Genomic DNA, 16,669 nt, shown 5'->3' with positions numbered 1-16,669 from the left:
CATTAGTTCAATGGTCATTGGTTCATTAGTCAATAGTTCATTGGTTCACTCGTTCATTAGTTTAATTAGCAATTTTAACTAATGAACGAGTGAACAAATGAACGAGTGAACTTATTTCTTCTTCACTACAAGTAAATGGTCGCAGACTAAAACGACTTCTCCATGTTGGTTTATAATTTCAACGTGCTCAGTAACGGCTCCATATTCTGGTCTTTTGCTCTCCCCTTTTTCCGAAATCGTGATTTCTGAATGAATGGTATCGCCGATAAAAACCGGTTTAACAAAACGCAATTTATCATAACCTTTCGACATGGCCTCTGGATTAATTTCCGAAGCAGTTAATCCGATTCCGATGCTGAAAATCATAGTTCCGTGAGCGATACGTTGTTTAAACGGTTGCGTTGCGCACCATTCTGCATCCATATGGTGCGGGAAGAAATCTCCGGTATGGCCAGCATGCACCACAAAATCGGTTTCTGTTATGGTACGACCTAATGTTACACGTTTATCTTGTAATTGATAATCTTCAAAAAATGTTGATTTGAAATACATTTTAATATTTTTTAATTTTTTAATTCCCATGATTGAAATCATGAGCTATGCTTTAATTTGAAATCTCACCCAGCTAAGCCCACCTACTACATCTTCGTTCTACTTAAATCTGGCCTAACAAACTTTTCGGAATGCAGTTCCAAGCCAAAGCAAAAACTTCAAAAGAAAAAATTTTAAGCCAGGAGTTTTGTGTTTTCACTAGCTTATATTTTTCACCTGTGTTCAAGCTTGCTTCGCAGGTCTTTTGCGGTTAAAAGAAAAAAGCCCGTCTGGCCAAGGCAAAACAAAAGAGATTGCTTCGTGCCTCGCAATAACGATGTGGACCTAAACTTTCAACCTTTAACTTTCAACTTTTAACTCAAAACCCGAAACCTTAACCCCTCCAATATCGCTCGATTGATAAGCACTTTCTACAACAGCCATGGTTTGAATTACATCTTCAACACTGGTATGCAAAACTTTATCAGTTCCTTCGTTAAATCTCATTAAATTTGCCATCGTTCCAATAAATGCTTCAGGAAACCAAGAGCCTTCTAATTTAACGGTTTGCCATTCCGGAGATTTTCCTTCTTCAACAATGCAATACTCAAAAACATCTGGAACACCGTGAGGATAATCCATTAACAAACCAATTTTCGCTACAATTGCCCCTTTTGTTCCTTCCCATTTAATATAGCTCTCCTGGTGATTAGGACCGAAATCATGATCATGATTGGTATTGATAACCGCATGCATGGTATCGCCATAATCAAATAAAATCGTAGAACGGGATGATGATAAATTCTTCCCAGGATGTTTTAAGGTTTTCGCTAAAACACTTTGAGGATTACCTAAAAACGAACGAATTAAATCGACATAATGAATGCTATGGTACTGAATTTCCAACCTTGGATGGATAATTACATGTGGGAAAATCTCCCAAGGTGTCTTAATCGTTACACGAACTTCCATATCGTATAATTCACCAATTAAACCCTTATCAATTAAGAATTTTGCAGCACTAACAAAGGGTGCAAAACGCAGTTGAAAATTTATTGCAGCCTTTAAATTTTTTGTTCTGCAAAGTTCCAGAATTTCATTTGCCTGCTCAAAATCATCGCCCATTGGCTTCTGAATTAAAATAGCACTTCCATCAGGTAGTTGTTTCAATGTTTCAATATATTGCTCTGGCATAATGGTTAAATCATACACAGCATTCTCAGGAGCAAGTTTTACGGCTTCAGCAACTGAATTGTAAACGTTTGGAATACCAAAAGCATCCGCTAATTTCTGCGCCCTTTCTTTGGTTCTGTTCACAATCCCATGAACTTCAAAACCGGCAATTTTATAGGCAGGAAGATGCGCATCAGCCACAATTCCACCTGCACCGATGATGACGATGGGTTGTTTCGTTTGCGGAAGTTCGGGCTTATATTTTATATCAATACTCATTTATCAATTTCTTTAATTTGATTTTGCGCAAACTGAATCAGCTCTTCAGTAGGCGAATCTGTATTTATCGCCTGCAAAACCATTTCATCAATTATTGCCGCAATTGCAGCCCAGTTTTCTTTTTGAGGAAGCATATTTGCAACCTCATGCAGTTGTTCTAATTTATGGTAATAAGGAATAATTTTATTGATTTCTTCATCTTTCCATGTCGAGATCCTACAACCAATTCCGCCCTCTAAAGTAAGTTCTTTATCTTGTTCTTCTGCTAAAGCAAAGCGAAGAAAATCGTAAGCAATAGCTTTATTTTTGCTGCCTTTGGCGATGGTGTAAAGCCAATAAACATTTAAGGATGCAGAACTTTTATCCTGAGCTGAAGGTAATAGTTCAACATCAATTTTGCCTTTAACTTTTGAACTTCCATCTACTTCACACATGGCTGCGAAACCAAACCAATTTATCATCATAGCTGCTTCACCTTGCGAAAAGGCAATTCCAGCTGCAACAGATTCAAATTCAGCCGATTTTGGATGAACAGCAGTTTTATCGTTTACAATTTTTCGGTAGAAATTTAGGCCATCGATTGCAGCCTGTGTATTAATTTGGATGAAACCATTTTTATCAACCAATGTTCCGCCTCTGGTCCATAGTTGCAAACAAAAATCAAATACTGTGTTGTGGCCATCAGGATAACAGGCGAAAATACTTCCGTATAAATTATCTGCAGGACGATTGAAAAATTGCGCCACCTGATGGAAATCTTCCCAGGTTTTTGGCACCTCTAAAGCTTTGCCAAATTTTTCGAGATAGCTTGCTTGTTCTGTTTCACTCTCAAATAAATCTTTTCGGTAGATGAAACATTCAGGTCCATCGTGAAAGGGCAAACCTACTATTTCCCAACCGAAACGCTGTAAACTTAAAAGTGATTTGCTCCATCCTCTCGGGAAATCTTCAGGTTTATTTTTATTGATGTAAGGATTTAAAACCTCGAAATCGTGATTTGAATAACCTTCCAAAACCCAATCGGTACTGATGTGGGCAATATCAAAATCGCCATTTGCCAAACCTTTTTGAGTGATTGTACGGTTGTAAAGTTCATGCAAATCCATCACAACCAATTCCAACTTTAAAGTACAGCCGGAAAATCCGCAATATTGATCCCAAAATTTCTGCATAGCAGATTCAAAAGGAGCAAATTTGCGAACGGCAATTTTGAAAGTTTCCATTTGGTTAGGCATTGGCAATTGTGTTGTGTGTTATAAATTCTTTGATAATTTTTTCATTATCCTGTCCTAATTTCGGCGAACCAACAGTTGAAATAAGCAATTCGCCGTCAATGCGAATCGGGCATCTGGTAGTTTCATACTTATAACCATCAACCATTTCCACTTCCTGTATCATATTCAACACCTTAAAACCGTCGTGAGCCATCAATGCATTCCAGTTTAAAACATCAGCGCACCAAATATCAGCAGGCTCTAAAACCGAAAGCCATTTTTCAGTTGTATTCGATAAAAGATGTTCAGCTAAAATTGCCTTTATTTCGTCGCGTTTATTGAAAGCCTCACTAATTTCAATGTAATCTTCTAATTTTTCGCAACCTAACAAATTTCCAAGTTGTGGAATTGAACCCATTGCCAATGCTAAATATCCGTTTTCTGTTTGATAAATACCATAAGGTGCGCCCAAATATGCGTTGGCATTATTCTTTTTAGAACGCTCCGGCAATGTGCCTCCATCATTCATAAAGGTTGTGATGGTTTCAAATTGAAAATCGTAAGCCGATTCCATCATACTTACCTGTACAAAGCCACCTTCGTTTTTAATCGCTTTGCGATACAAACAAGCCAACAGTCCTTGCGCTAGATGTGCTCCGGCTAACATATCGATAATTGATAAACCCATCGCAACGGGGCCGCTGTCGGCATTTCCAGTCAACGAAGTTAATCCGGTAACCGATTGTAACAACAAATCCTGACCAGGTTTATTTTTCCACTCTGTTTCTGTTCCGTAACCCGAAATTTCGCCATAAATAATGGTTGGATTTAATGCGGTAACAGATTGAAAATCGAAACCCAGTCGCTCCATTACCCCCGGACGAAAATTGTGTATCATTACATCGGCCTTTTTAAGCAACTCACGAACAATTTCACAATCCTCTTCATTCTTTAAATCAACTTCAAGGCTTTCTTTATTCCTATTTATCGCATGAAAAACCGACGATTCTCCATTCATAATCAAGTTGGAGGTGTAAAGTGTACGACAAATATCGCCAACACCCAAACGTTCAATTTTGATTATACGAGCACCCATATCGGCCAAGCGCAAACTTGCCGATGGACCCGAAAGAAACTGGCTGAAATCGATAACTAAATAATCTTCAAGCGGTCTCATAATTTTATTTTATTTGTCAATGTCGTATTAAGCTTAAAGCGGTCGTCATCTCGAACGCAGCGGAGAGATCTTTAGCTATGTTAAAGATTTCTCCACTCCAGTGGAAATGACGACAAATTTTATTCATTTTAATGAACATGTCATTCTGAGCTTATCGAAGAACTTTTCAATGCATTTCGACAGGCTGAAAGTGACAACTAGTTTAACTCAAACTCTTTATTAATCTCTTGCGTATCAAAACCCAGCTTTGGTGCAGCTTTTGCCGCAAACAACTTTTCATTATCCAAACGGATTGGACTAACAGTAGTTTTAATTTTCAAATCCTGGCCCAAATCTAACTGCTGTTCAATTTGTAGGCTTTTAAACGTATTTAATGCAGTAGCTGTTTGATAGTTCAACACTTCAGCACACCAAATTCCATGTTCTTCTAATAAGCTAACCCAATTTTTAGTGTTATTTTTTTTAAACGTTTCAGCCAAACGAACAATCAATTTATCACGATTATCGAATGCCGAACCAGCCTCCACATACAGATCGGTAATATCACATTTTATAATGGCGCAAATGTTCGGAAGATTTCCCATTGCCATAGCGATATAACCATCACTGGTTTCGTACATGCCATAAGGTGCGCTCAAATACGCATGGGCACTGCCTTTTGCTCCGCTTCTATCGGGCAATTTCCCGCCATCATTTAGATAGGTTGTAATTACTTCAAACTGAACATCCAAAATCGATTCCAATAAACTCACTTCAACCAGAACACTTTTGTTCGTTTTGGTTCTTTTGATTAACGCCGCCATAATGCCTTGCGCCAAGTGATTTCCGCACATAATATCCGAAACTGAAAGACCAAATGGAACTGGGCCGTCAATATCAACGCCTGATAAAAATGTTAAACCTGAAACGGCCTGAACGAGTAAATCCTGACCAGGTTTATTACGCCAAGGTCCTTCATTTCCATAACCCGTAACTACGCCGTAAACGATTTTCGGATTGATAGTTTGAACACTATCGTAATCCAAACCAATTTTTTCCATTACACCCGGACGGAAATTATGTGTCATCACATCGGCTTTGTTGATTAACTTCTTTAATCGCTCTAAATCTTCCGGATTTTTTAAATCGGCAGCATAGCTTTCTTTATTGCGGTTAATGGTGTGAAAAAGCAAACTGTCTTCATCAACAAAAAGATTTTTGATAGATAACTGGCGACAAGCATCACCTGTTTTTGGTCGCTCGATTTTGATTACACGAGCACCTAAATCTGCCAGTTTTAAACCAGCCGACGGACCTGCCAGAAACTGGCAAAACTCTAAAACCAAAAGCCCCTCTAGTGGTCTGTTCATGATAAAACTAAACTTTTAGATTTTATGTATAATTCATTCATATTTGATAAAACTTTAAGTTCATCGCCACCATTCATTAAGTAATCTCTAACAACATCGCCTGCATGATCTTGAAAATACATTGAGCCATGGTAACGCGGACGAAGAAATGCCCTCTGTAGTGCAGGTAAAGTATTTAGGAAATAATTTTGACTTTGGCGATTAACTTCTTCATTTTTCCATGCTGTTAAATGCCCCGGCTGTCCACCACTTTCAAAAAACAAAGTAGATTGACAGGCGGGAGAACCTACAAACTCAACATATTTTGCGGCAACATCCAGTTCTTCGCATTTTGATGAAATAGCCAATCCTGTTCCTCCCAATGTACTTCTCAAATTGGTTTTTCCGTCTAAGGAAATCATATCATGGAAATGCAATGCCTTACGGGCGTAACCATTTCGCGAATAATTTGAGTACCCATAGGCAAAAGGACAGTATGCAATCGCATCCGTTAAAGTCATCGCCTCGTATACCTGAATTGGATTTCTGTCGAAATTAGCTTTATCTATCTTCGATGCCAATTCACGATACATTTTTAAAACTTTAATACCTATTTCTGTGGAAACCACTTCAATATCGTTTTGGCAAGGATCTTCACCGAGTGAGCAACAAAGCGTATAAAAATTCATTAAAACATCAATTGGAATACCTGCAAAAGCCACTAATCCTTTATCGGCTAGCGCCAATAAATCTTCAAATGATTTAGGCAATTCTAATTCTTGTTCAACAAGTAAATCAGGTCTGGAAGCGGCCACAGGTGTTGCTGCATCAATCGGAAGTGCCCATAAATGTTCATCGTAAAAATAACTTTCATACGATTGCCCTAGAGAATTACGTTCCTGGTCGGCCAGATAATCGTCAGAAAGGTAAAAATCCAAAGGAACAATCGATTTCGTTTTGGCGGCAAAACCAGCCCAAGGATGATCAATAACCAGTAAATCAAATCGTTCTGCCAATTCCTGGATCGAAAAATCTGCAAATTGCTGCAAACTTCTTTTTTCCCAGGTGATGTGAACATTAGGGTACAATTCTGAAAAACGCTGTGCCGTTGCCACCATAGGCAAAAGCCCGCGACTGTGGTTCCAGGTTATTCCTTTTAAGTTAATTATCTTCTCCACTTAATCTTATTTATATCTTTTAATTTTCGCTCGATTAAACACCAAACGATAGTTTATTTAGTCGTAATTGTTATTGATGAACTTGCCAAACCTGCCGCAGTTGCGGTTAATTTAATTGTTCCATTTTTTTCTGTTGATTGAAGAATAGCTAGGCACAAACCATGAAATGCCTTACGATAATCGGCTTTGAAAGGCTCTAAACTGGCCTGAAAACCATTATCAACTCCAGCGATAAAACCATTTCCTTCTACTTTAAAATCAATTAGATTATCAGCATTCGGAACCACATTTCCAGTGGCATCTAAAATCCGAACAGTTACAAAAGATAAGTCTTTACCATCGGCTTTGATATTTTTTCTGTCGGCATTCAGTTCAATTTTAACCGGAGCACCAGCAGTTTTTACCTCACGAACTAAAATTTCTTTTCCATTTTTACGCGATACAGCTTTTAAAGTTCCGGGTTCAAAATTTACATTCCAAAGCACGTGTAAATCGTCGTTTTGCTTGGATTTTTTCCCTAAAGATTTACCGTTAAGATAAAGTTCAACTTCATCAGCATTGTTGTAGTATGCCCAAACTTCTACTGATTTACTTTGCTCCCAATTCCAGTGCGGCAAAATATGGAGAACAGGTTTAGTTGTCCATTCGCTTTGATACATGTAATAAGAATCTTTTGGGAAACCAGCTAAATCTACAATACCGAAGTACGAACTTCTGGCGGGCCAAGGATATGGCAATGGTTCGCCAAGGTAATCGAAGCCTGTCCAAACGAACAGACCAGAAACATGGTCGTATTTTTTAGCGGCTTTCCAGGTTTCTTCGTGAGTAGAACCCCAGTATGCCGACACATTATCATAAGAAGATGCCGACCATTCTTTATTGCCTTCCGTAAATTTGGTTTTTCCATCCCTGGGCCAGCGACGAATGGTGTCTGCAGTATCATAAAAACCTCTCGTTTCCAATGCTGATGTTGTTTCTGTTGCCAAAAACTTAACACCTGGATAGTTTTTAGGAAAATCTTTATAAAGTTTATGATTGTAGTTTAATCCGTAAATATCCAGCGCATTGGCCTGGTAAATAAAGTTTTTCTTGGCATCAGTTTCAGTAAGTGCCGAAATTACAGGACGGGTTTTATCTAAATTTTTAACTATACCAACCAATTCCTTCGTAATCGCAATGCCTGTACTGTCAAATTGTTCACGAATTTCATTACCAATGCTCCACAAAATAATGGATGGATGATTGCGGTCGCGTTTGATCATATCTTCCAAATCACGTTTGTGCCATTCAGCGAAATTTAAATGGTAATCGTTCTTGGTTTTCTTTTTTGCCCACATATCAAAAGCTTCGTCCATCACAAGGAAACCCATTTTATCGCATAAATCTAAAAACTCTGGTGCAGGTGGATTATGAGCAGTACGAATGGCATTTACACCCATCTCTTTCATAATTTCAAGCTGACGCTCCATCGCCCTAACATTAACAGCCGCTCCTAACGCACCTAAATCGTGATGTAGGCAAACACCCAAAATTTTCATCGGTTTGCCATTCAGCGAAAAGCCTTTTTCAGCATCAAAATTGAAAGAACGAATGCCGAATTTGGTTTCGTAAGTATCAATTACTTTTCCATTTTGAAGAATTTGAGTAACTAATTTATATTGATTGGGGTTTTCTACAGACCAAAGAATTGGATTTTTAATCTCTAGATTTGAATGAGATATTGTTCCAGAAGTATCTATTTTCAGCGTTTGCGGTTTACTTTTATTCAGTAGTTTTCCATCTGCAGTGTAAACCGAGTTAACTATAATAACGGTTTGTGATTTTAAGGTTTTGTTCTGAATTTGCGATTGAATTTGAACCTTTCCATCATTACCAGCTGTTACAAAAGTTCCCCAATTGGAAACTGCCACTTTTGCGGTAGATGTTAGCCAAACATTTCTGTAAATCCCCGAACCAGAATACCACCGGGAATCTGGCTGTGCTGAATTATCAACTTTAACCGCAATAATGTTTTTACCTGATTTTAAAAATTTGCTTATCTCATAAGAAAAAGATGAATAGCCATACGGACGTTTGCCTAAATATTTACCATTAATCCAAACTTCGCTATTTTTATAAACGCCATCAAATTCGATGGTTACTAATCTGTTTTGGAAATCTGCCGGTGCTGTAAATTCTTTTCTGTACCAACCAATTCCGGTTGGCAAACCTCCACCTTCTGGTTTTGCGGGATTTTTCTCATCGAATTTTCCTTCAATGCTCCAATCGTGTGGCAAGGTTAAGTTCCTCCACTTTGTATCGATAAATGCTGGAGATTTTGCGCCAGGTTCATCGCCAAGGAAGAATTTCCAGTTTTTGTTGAAGCTTGTTCTTGTGCGGGGTTCAGAATTAGATTGCTTCGTCGTTCCTCCTCGCAATGACGACAAAGGAAGCGTCATTGCGAGGCTAGGATTGAGCGAGCCGAAGCAATCTGATTTTACAAATGAGATTGCTTCGTGCCTCGCAATGACGATATTGGAGAATTTCGCCTCGCAATGAAGTGAAGCCAATAATCCAGCAATCACAAAAACTAAAACCTTAAAACAACTTTGTATCTTCATTTCTAATTATTGAACAAAATTCACTTTACTTTTACCTAAATCTTTTGATGTTGAAACAGCAATTCCGCGTTGGTCTTGCTTGTTAACGGCACAATAGAAGTGATAAACCACACCTTTATATTTCAGCACAAAAGATTTATGTGCGTACAATTCATCGTACTTTTCAGAAGATTCAATCAGGTTATCCCCCGTCCAATCTGTCCAGTTAACTAAATCTTTTGATACTGCAAAGCGGTTAAAAGACCCTTTTCTATCCTGCCAGAAAGCACCAAAATAAAACATCACATAATTATCGCCAATTTGCTGAATTACAGCATCTCCTGTAATTCCAACAGGATGGTGCATGACTGGATTTTTATTGAAACGTTGCCAATGAACCATGTCATCAGAAACGGCCATTCCAATCCTTTCATACCAACGCGTTTTTTTATTATTGGCTAACGAATCGCCGACAGCGTTGTAATACATCACAAAGCGATGGCCGGTTAATTGTTTTTTATCTTCGATTACTGTGCTTTTAAAAAGTTTGTTACGGTTTTCCCACCAGCGTACGTCAGCATCAGCTGAAGTTAAAATGGGTTTATCCAAACGATTCCATTCCTGTACAAGCGATGGATGTTTAGTGCTATAAGCCATCCCGATAGAAAGTGGCTCCACCTCGTAACTTTTTTCCTTTCCTCCGAAATACGACATCCAATATTTCCCATCAAATGTTTTTGCCTGGTAGCTTCCACCCCATTTCATATCCAATAAAGCATTGTAACCAGCCTTTTGATTATCGTCCCATAAACCTGCATCGCCGAACGACATCAGTTTCCCTTGAGTTTCCCAATGCAATAAATCTTTACTTTTTGATAACCAGGTTTCGTAACCACGTCCACTGAAAACCAGATAAGTCATGTACCAGAATTTGCCTTTTCTAAAAATTGTAGGGCAATCCATTTTATGGTCTTTATCTTCAGGAACCATAACCAAGCCATATTTGTAAGGCGTTTTTACTTCCTGATAAACTTTTTCCATTTCGGCTTGAGAAACTGGCTTGGCATTTTGAGCGTGTACACTGAATGCGCCAAAAACCAGAAAAAATATGATTTTGAACTTATTCATAGGTACTTATAAATTTATAATGGCCAGAACCGATAGTAATTTTTGCCTTGCCGTTTTCAAAACTTAAAGCGCTCATTTTTGGATTTAACTCATCGGTAATTTTCTGTTTCTTGGTGCCTGGAAAGTAAACATCTGCTTTTGTATTTACAGGAACATTAACCTCTAGTGTAAATTCCTGATCTGTTTTTTTCCATGAAGATGAAATCTCACCGTATGGAGAATTATAACTTACTTTTGCCGAAACTAAATCGCCAACCACTTCAGGCTCGATTTTAATTTTATTGAAAGCGATAGAATTTTCAGCCTGCCGGATACCGCCCACGCCACTGTACAGCCATTCCATTAAATGCCCGAGCATAAAATGATTGTTTGAAACGGTTGGCAAAGCTGCCCAACTTTCGGTTAAAGCTGTAGCGCCTTTGGCAATTTGCATTCCATAACCCGGAACATCCGAACGACTGTTCATATCGAAAATCACATCAGATTTTCCGGCTTCTTCCAAAACACGCAGCACATAACGATAACCGATATCTCCTGCTGTTAAGCTGTTTTTTCTATCTCTGATATCTTTAACTAAATTATCAATTACCGCGTTTTTGTCATTATCCTCAACTAAACCCATGTAAACAGCCATAGCATTGGCCGCTTGAGAACCGGTTGCATATTGCTTGGTTTTACGATCAAAAAACTTATTATTGAATGATTTTCTTACTTCAACAGCAAGTTTTGAATAAGCAATCGCATCTGCTTTTTTACCTAAAAGCGTAGCCATTTTTTCCAAAATTTTTAAATCGTAGTAATAAATAGCTGTGCCAGTTACACCCATTGGCGTTAATTGGGAAACACCCGGTGGTTTCGGACCTAAATCGTACCAATCGCCTAAACCTTGAGATAGAATGTTATTGTTTGCTTTTGTAGCTAAATAATTAATATAGCGCTGCATCATTGGATAATAATCTACCATGGCCTGCTTATCGCCGTACCACTGATACAAATACCAAGGCAACAAAATGCTACTGCTGCCCCACTCTGGCGAATCGCGGAACATATCGCCACCCCATTCAAATTTCACGTATTCAGGTGCAATTTCAGGAATTAGGCCGTTTGGTAATTGCGAATTTTTCATATCCTGCAAAGCTTTTTTAAATAGCGGTGCAGCATCATAATTATAGCCAACCGAATTGCCCATTAAATGCAGTTGCTCCAACCAGCCTAATTTTTCACGGTGCGGACAATCGGTAAAAACGCTAACCATATTGCTTTTTATCGACCAATCAATCAATTTAAATGTTTGGTTGAAAAGTTCATTCGATGAGCTGAATTGACCAACTTGTTCTGCAGCATTTCGTACATGGTAAGCTCTTATATTCAGAATTACGGTTTTACTTTGATCGTCCTCCTTGTAAAAAGGATTAGCTCCTTTCACCTGCAAATATCTAAATCCTGTATAAAAGAACTTTGGTCTCCATATTTCAATTCCATCACCTTTTAAAATATAGGTAAAGAAAGAAGGACCACCAATATTTTTTTGCGTTACCGAACCATCATCTTTTATTAACTCTGCTGGTGTAATGCGAATGGTATCGCCTTTTTTACCACGAACCTTCAATTCTATTATGGATGATGAATTTTGCCTCATATCGTAAACCCACTCCCCATTAGGAACACGGGTAGTTTTTATAGAGGAAGTATATTCAAAAACTTTTACAGGCTCTTCCTTTTGGGCATTCAATTTTGGTCCATCAACCAGCAAAGCCGATTTCCAATTTTCATCATTAAATCCTGCTATATCCCAGCCTTTTTGCTCTAAATTTGCGTTGTAATCTTCTCCACCATAAATGCTTGAGAAAGTAATTGGTGATGGTGAAGTTTTCCAGCTTTGGTTGCTGATGATATTTGCAGATGAACCATCGCTGTATTCAACCAAAACACGACAAATCATTTTTGGATAACCATAAGCCACCTTTAATTTTCTATACCTTTCTTTAACTGGTGGAACATAGTAAAACCCGTTCCCAAGCGTCACGCCAATTGCGTTTGCACCCTTTTTTAATTGCTTGGTTACATCATAAGTAACATACAAAGCTTCTTTATCGTATTTTGTCCAGCCAGGCGCTAAAAAATCATCCCCTACTTTTTCGCCGTTTAAAGTCATTTCGAAATGCCCTAAACCCGAGATAAAAGCTGTTGCCTTTTTGATGCTTTTGGTAACAGAGAAATCTTTACGAAACATCGGCAAGATGTTATTTGAATTGTATTTATCCTTTTTTCCATCCGTTGGAAGTACGTTCACATTAGAATCGGCAAGTTTCTCATAAGCAATCCATTTGGCACCCGTCCAATCATCGGCACTAAGTAAACCCATTTGCCAAAGGGCAGTATCGCTCCAGTTAGATTCATGTCCTAAATTATCCCAAACGCGGACTTTGTAATAGTATGTTTTGGTTGATAAAAGTTTAGCTCCATCATATTGTATCTGAATTGATTGACTGGAATTCACTTTTTTGGTATCCCAAACATCACCAATATTTTTGTTCAGATTAGCCAAATTGCCTGAAACCAATATTTGGTAGGCAGTTTGCATCACATTGTGATTTGATGATTGTAATTTCCAACTCAAATTTGGTGTAGCTAAATCGATACCAATAGGGTTATTTTTATAAACACAACGTAATTGAGCAACCTTTATATCTTGCGCAAAAAGCGAAATGCTTAATAAATACAACCAAGAAAAAAGTACGATTTTGCTCATCAATTCACTTACATCTTCAATTCGATGCTTATAGGGTTTATAATTTGGTTATCATCATAAAATATTGATTAAAATTACCTTATAAACCAAACAAATAAGCTTGAAATATTTGTTAACTTTAATTTTTATGCGTAATTCAAATATAAATATTTTTTTTAAATATGAAAACATATTATCTTGTTTAAAATTATAGAATGTGTTCTAATCGCTAATTAGGAAAGCATTTTGTATGTTTGAAATGTAAAAAATACGCTACGACCAAATTTAAACATGTATGAACGAAAAGGAATCAAAATATCAGGCGCCAGCTTTAGATAAAGGACTTGATATATTGGAATATTTATCGGCACAATCCATTCCCCTATCTCAAACGGAAATTGCCATTGGCATTGAAAAAACGCCTAACGAAATTTACCGGATGTTGATGAGTTTAGAGAGCCGTGGATATATATTACGCGATGAGGTTTCGGGAAAATACAGGTTATCGTTAAAGCTTTTTTACTTATCACACAGGCACTCTCCGATGGATGAACTTCGTAAGGCGGCTCAATTTCCATTAGAAGAATTAGCCAATACCATCCGCCAATCTTGCCACTTAAGTATTTTGTATATGAACCAAGTGATGGTTATTATCCATGCTAAAAGCCCTGGTCCAATTGCACTTTCGATTGAAGAAGGAAATTTATTCCCTTTGCCATTAACAGCATCTGGAAAGGTTCTATTGGCTTATATGCCTGATATTGAGAAAAGAACAACTTTAAGAAACAACTCTATTTTTAAAAAATATGGCAAATCTCAACAGGATGATTTCATGCTTTCTTTAGATGACATCAAGAAAACAGGTTCATATTTTAAAAACAGTGATTCAGTTTCTGGTGTAACAGATATTTCGATTCCCATTGGCGTAGATAGCAATAATGGTATTATCGCCTGTTTAACAATTTCAATGTTAAATGCCTTAAACAATGATAAAGCCATTGAAAATGATGTAATTCTCGCTGAAGCCAATAAATGTGTTAAAAAAATTGAACAGAGGATTGGGGTTTAAAATTCAGCTAAAAGTCGTCATTGCTAGTCATGAAGCAATCTTACTATTCTTCATTAGATGAAATAGCGATTGCTTTGAGATTGCTTCGTGACCCGCAATGACGGAAATATTCAGTTATCCCGAGTATCTCACTAAATAGTCCTTCCCTTTCTCTATCGTAACCTCATAAACACCTTTCGATATTTCTTTAACTTCCGAACCTTTAACAACAGGTTTGGTTTTGCTGGTTAACCTTAATCTTCCTTTTCCGGTAGCAGAAGAAACCTTAATTTCCTTTTTACTGCAATAAACGGAAATATCACCGTTGGCAGTTGGCACTTTACCTTCCATCCACTCTAAACCACCTAAATTTGGCGTAATGGTATACGATTCATAACCTGGTGCGGTTGGCTCTACCCCTAAATAATATTTTCCCAATAAATAAATCGGACTAGCACCCCAGGCATGGCAAAGGCTTTTTCCATATGGGCGACCATACATCGCTAAATGCTCTGTTCCTTTTTTATCAGGATTATATTCTTCCCAAAAAGATGTGGCGCCGAGATTTAACATTCCACCCCAATAGCTTTTCATCTCCTTTAGTACGTAAGATTGCTCGCCCATTGCACACAATGCCTCTAACTCATAAAAACGCATATAAGGTGTTGTAATTTTTGCTACATTATTGTTTAAAAGCACATTCTTTTTTACGGCCAGCTTTTGTTCAGGCGTAAAATAATCAAAGAAAATTCCAAACATATTGGCATATCGGGTTACATTATCGGTTTGCTTATTATCAATTCGGCTATGCACTAAGGCGTTTTTATTTTGGTTCCAGTACAACTCAAAAATTTTGGCTTTTAGTTCTTTCGCTTGTTTATCGTATTGTAATGATCCATTTGAATCGTTGGCAAGTTTGGCGCATAAAGCTATTGTTTCTAAACTTCTTGCATACAACAATTGTTCGAAACTTACTTCGCCATCTTTGCTTAATTTATCTGCCCAATCAATAAATATCCAGTCACCCGGCATCCATTCCAATAACCCATTTTTATTTTTTCTACCATCAATGTAAGTCATAAGCGATTGCATTCTCGGATAAATATCCTGCACAAATTTTTTGTCGCCGGTAAATTTATAGTAATCGTAAATTCCCAAAAACCAATAGAAAGAATAATCCATAATGGTATTGATGTGGGCAGTAACAGGGTCTTTACCACGTTGCGCCAATAAAGTTCTTTTAACTGTTGGTGCATCAAAAAACGAATAATAATTCATTAAATAACTTTGGTAAGCATCGCCGCTCCAAACCCAACGATCGCGTTTTATACCATCAATAAAAAACTCTCGGGTGTTTAAATGAAAGGTGTATTTGGCTACATCGTAAATTTTATTCAGTTCAGTATCTGATGATTTAAAACTTCCACGTTCGGTAACTGGTGCGTACTCGTAAAGCATGGAAATAGAATCAATTGTTACATTTCCGTTTGTTTGCCTATTAACATACCTAAATGCTTTTGATAGTGGCATCACCGAATCTTTTTTCTGCGCTAAATCGATATCAACATAATCTAAAGTTTCACATTTATCTGCTGATAACGCCTCTTCTGGCGATTCACCATAGTATAAACTTAAGCGTCCTTTACCTTTTAAACCATGAACTTTAATGAAACCAAATGTTTCCCTTCCAAAATCCAGTAATTCACCGCCATCATTTTTCTTTCTCATTATAGCAGACATTGGTTTAACTGGCAGTTTAAATTGCGAAGGAAGTTTTGTTGGGTCATTCAAATTCCAGGAGCCAGCCGAAACAAATGTAGTTCCCGATTTATCAGAAGTTTTTCCACTTTCGTCAATCCATTCTTTATCTTCAAAAGTTGTTAGCCAAGTCTCATCAGAAACAATTGTTTTTCCCTGCACAAAAACCGCCGGTACATGCGCCTGGTTGTAAACCTTTAAACTTAACTTATGCTTACCAGCTGGAATTTGTATAGTTTTTGGGAAACCGGAAATTGCCTGACCATCGACTTTAACATTATATGTACCTTCTACAAATAGCTTTACTTCTTCAGGTTGAGATAAATTGAATTCTTTGTGAAAATCGACTAGAACATAATGGCTATCCATTTTCCAGAACACAGGAAAAAACGAGCCTCTCTCTGTTCTGCGGTTTTGCATCACGTTGCTCATGTAAATGTCGAAATCACCAGGGTACCAAATCCATGATGCTTTTTGGGCGAAAGTTGGAAATGCTGAACAAGTGATAATTGCTAGTAAAAGTATTTTTTTTAAGTTTTTCATAA

Annotated in this window: 11 protein-coding genes; 1 reads left to right on the top strand and 10 read right to left on the bottom strand. The window is 37.6% G+C overall.

Annotated elements, in window-relative coordinates:
• Nucleotides 1–111: 111 nt before the first annotated feature.
• The 9 genes from LUA91_RS12435 to LUA91_RS12395 form a co-directional block, all read right to left on the bottom strand.
• Nucleotides 112–552, bottom strand: coding sequence for a MaoC/PaaZ C-terminal domain-containing protein (locus tag LUA91_RS12435; RefSeq protein WP_316795580.1), 441 nt, complete (start codon nucleotides 550–552; stop codon nucleotides 112–114).
• Between the two features lie 339 nt (nucleotides 553–891).
• Complete coding sequence (locus tag LUA91_RS12430; protein ID WP_231426376.1) at nucleotides 892–1,983, bottom strand: Gfo/Idh/MocA family protein; 1,092 nt, start codon at nucleotides 1,981–1,983, stop codon at nucleotides 892–894.
• Nucleotides 1,980–3,206, bottom strand: coding sequence for an extracellular solute-binding protein (locus tag LUA91_RS12425; RefSeq protein ID WP_231426375.1), 1,227 nt, complete (start codon nucleotides 3,204–3,206; stop codon nucleotides 1,980–1,982). The genes LUA91_RS12430 and LUA91_RS12425 overlap by 4 nt, the downstream gene beginning before the upstream one ends.
• 4 nt (nucleotides 3,207–3,210) lie before the next feature.
• Nucleotides 3,211–4,374: a CaiB/BaiF CoA-transferase family protein gene (locus LUA91_RS12420; RefSeq protein WP_231426374.1), complete on the bottom strand. Its 1,164-nt coding sequence runs from the start codon at nucleotides 4,372–4,374 to the stop codon at nucleotides 3,211–3,213.
• A 197-nt stretch (nucleotides 4,375–4,571) separates the two neighbouring features.
• Entirely contained in the window at nucleotides 4,572–5,723 is a 1,152-nt protein-coding gene (locus LUA91_RS12415; RefSeq protein WP_231426373.1) for a CaiB/BaiF CoA-transferase family protein, read from the bottom strand.
• Nucleotides 5,720–6,880: an ABC transporter substrate-binding protein gene (locus tag LUA91_RS12410; RefSeq protein ID WP_231426372.1), complete on the bottom strand. Its 1,161-nt coding sequence runs from the start codon at nucleotides 6,878–6,880 to the stop codon at nucleotides 5,720–5,722. The genes LUA91_RS12415 and LUA91_RS12410 overlap by 4 nt, the downstream gene beginning before the upstream one ends.
• A 53-nt stretch (nucleotides 6,881–6,933) precedes the next feature.
• Nucleotides 6,934–9,480, bottom strand: coding sequence for a beta-galactosidase GalB (gene galB / locus LUA91_RS12405; protein ID WP_231426371.1), 2,547 nt, complete (start codon nucleotides 9,478–9,480; stop codon nucleotides 6,934–6,936).
• A gap of 6 nt (nucleotides 9,481–9,486) precedes the next feature.
• Nucleotides 9,487–10,587: a glycosylase gene (locus tag LUA91_RS12400; protein WP_231426370.1), complete on the bottom strand. Its 1,101-nt coding sequence runs from the start codon at nucleotides 10,585–10,587 to the stop codon at nucleotides 9,487–9,489.
• Entirely contained in the window at nucleotides 10,580–13,339 is a 2,760-nt protein-coding gene (locus tag LUA91_RS12395) for a family 78 glycoside hydrolase catalytic domain (protein WP_231426369.1), read from the bottom strand. Before LUA91_RS12395 ends, LUA91_RS12400 begins: the two co-directional genes overlap by 8 nt.
• A 274-nt stretch (nucleotides 13,340–13,613) precedes the next feature.
• Between LUA91_RS12395 and LUA91_RS12390 the strand changes: the two genes are divergently transcribed.
• Nucleotides 13,614–14,387, top strand: coding sequence for an IclR family transcriptional regulator (locus tag LUA91_RS12390; RefSeq protein WP_231426368.1), 774 nt, complete (start codon nucleotides 13,614–13,616; stop codon nucleotides 14,385–14,387).
• A gap of 114 nt (nucleotides 14,388–14,501) precedes the next feature.
• Here LUA91_RS12390 and LUA91_RS12385 read toward each other — a convergent pair whose 3' ends face one another.
• Nucleotides 14,502–16,667 carry a trehalase family glycosidase gene (locus LUA91_RS12385; RefSeq protein WP_231426367.1) on the bottom strand — a complete coding sequence of 722 codons (2,166 nt, stop codon included), beginning with the start codon at nucleotides 16,665–16,667 and terminating at the stop codon, nucleotides 14,502–14,504.
• Between the last annotated feature and the right edge of the window lie 2 nt (nucleotides 16,668–16,669).

Source organism: Pedobacter sp. Leaf250 (genome assembly GCF_920984735.1).
Lineage (GTDB): Bacteria > Bacteroidota > Bacteroidia > Sphingobacteriales > Sphingobacteriaceae > Pedobacter.
Note: the sequence above shows the minus strand (reverse complement) of the source record. Positions and strands in the feature narration are given on the sequence as shown.

Excerpts from the sequence above, each read along its gene's own strand:
- LUA91_RS12435 (WP_316795580.1), bottom strand. The coding sequence starts at position 552 with ATGTATTTCAAATCAACATTTTTTGAAGATTATCAATTACAAGATAAA.
- LUA91_RS12430 (WP_231426376.1), bottom strand. The coding sequence starts at position 1,983 with ATGAGTATTGATATAAAATATAAGCCCGAACTTCCGCAAACGAAACAA.
- LUA91_RS12425 (WP_231426375.1), bottom strand. The coding sequence starts at position 3,206 with ATGGAAACTTTCAAAATTGCCGTTCGCAAATTTGCTCCTTTTGAATCT.
- LUA91_RS12420 (WP_231426374.1), bottom strand. The coding sequence starts at position 4,374 with ATGAGACCGCTTGAAGATTATTTAGTTATCGATTTCAGCCAGTTTCTT.
- LUA91_RS12415 (WP_231426373.1), bottom strand. The coding sequence starts at position 5,723 with ATGAACAGACCACTAGAGGGGCTTTTGGTTTTAGAGTTTTGCCAGTTT.
- galB (WP_231426371.1), bottom strand. The coding sequence starts at position 9,480 with ATGAAGATACAAAGTTGTTTTAAGGTTTTAGTTTTTGTGATTGCTGGA.
- LUA91_RS12400 (WP_231426370.1), bottom strand. The coding sequence starts at position 10,587 with ATGAATAAGTTCAAAATCATATTTTTTCTGGTTTTTGGCGCATTCAGT.
- LUA91_RS12395 (WP_231426369.1), bottom strand. The coding sequence starts at position 13,339 with ATGAGCAAAATCGTACTTTTTTCTTGGTTGTATTTATTAAGCATTTCG.
- LUA91_RS12390 (WP_231426368.1), top strand. The coding sequence starts at position 13,614 with ATGAACGAAAAGGAATCAAAATATCAGGCGCCAGCTTTAGATAAAGGA.
- LUA91_RS12385 (WP_231426367.1), bottom strand. The coding sequence starts at position 16,667 with ATGAAAAACTTAAAAAAAATACTTTTACTAGCAATTATCACTTGTTCA.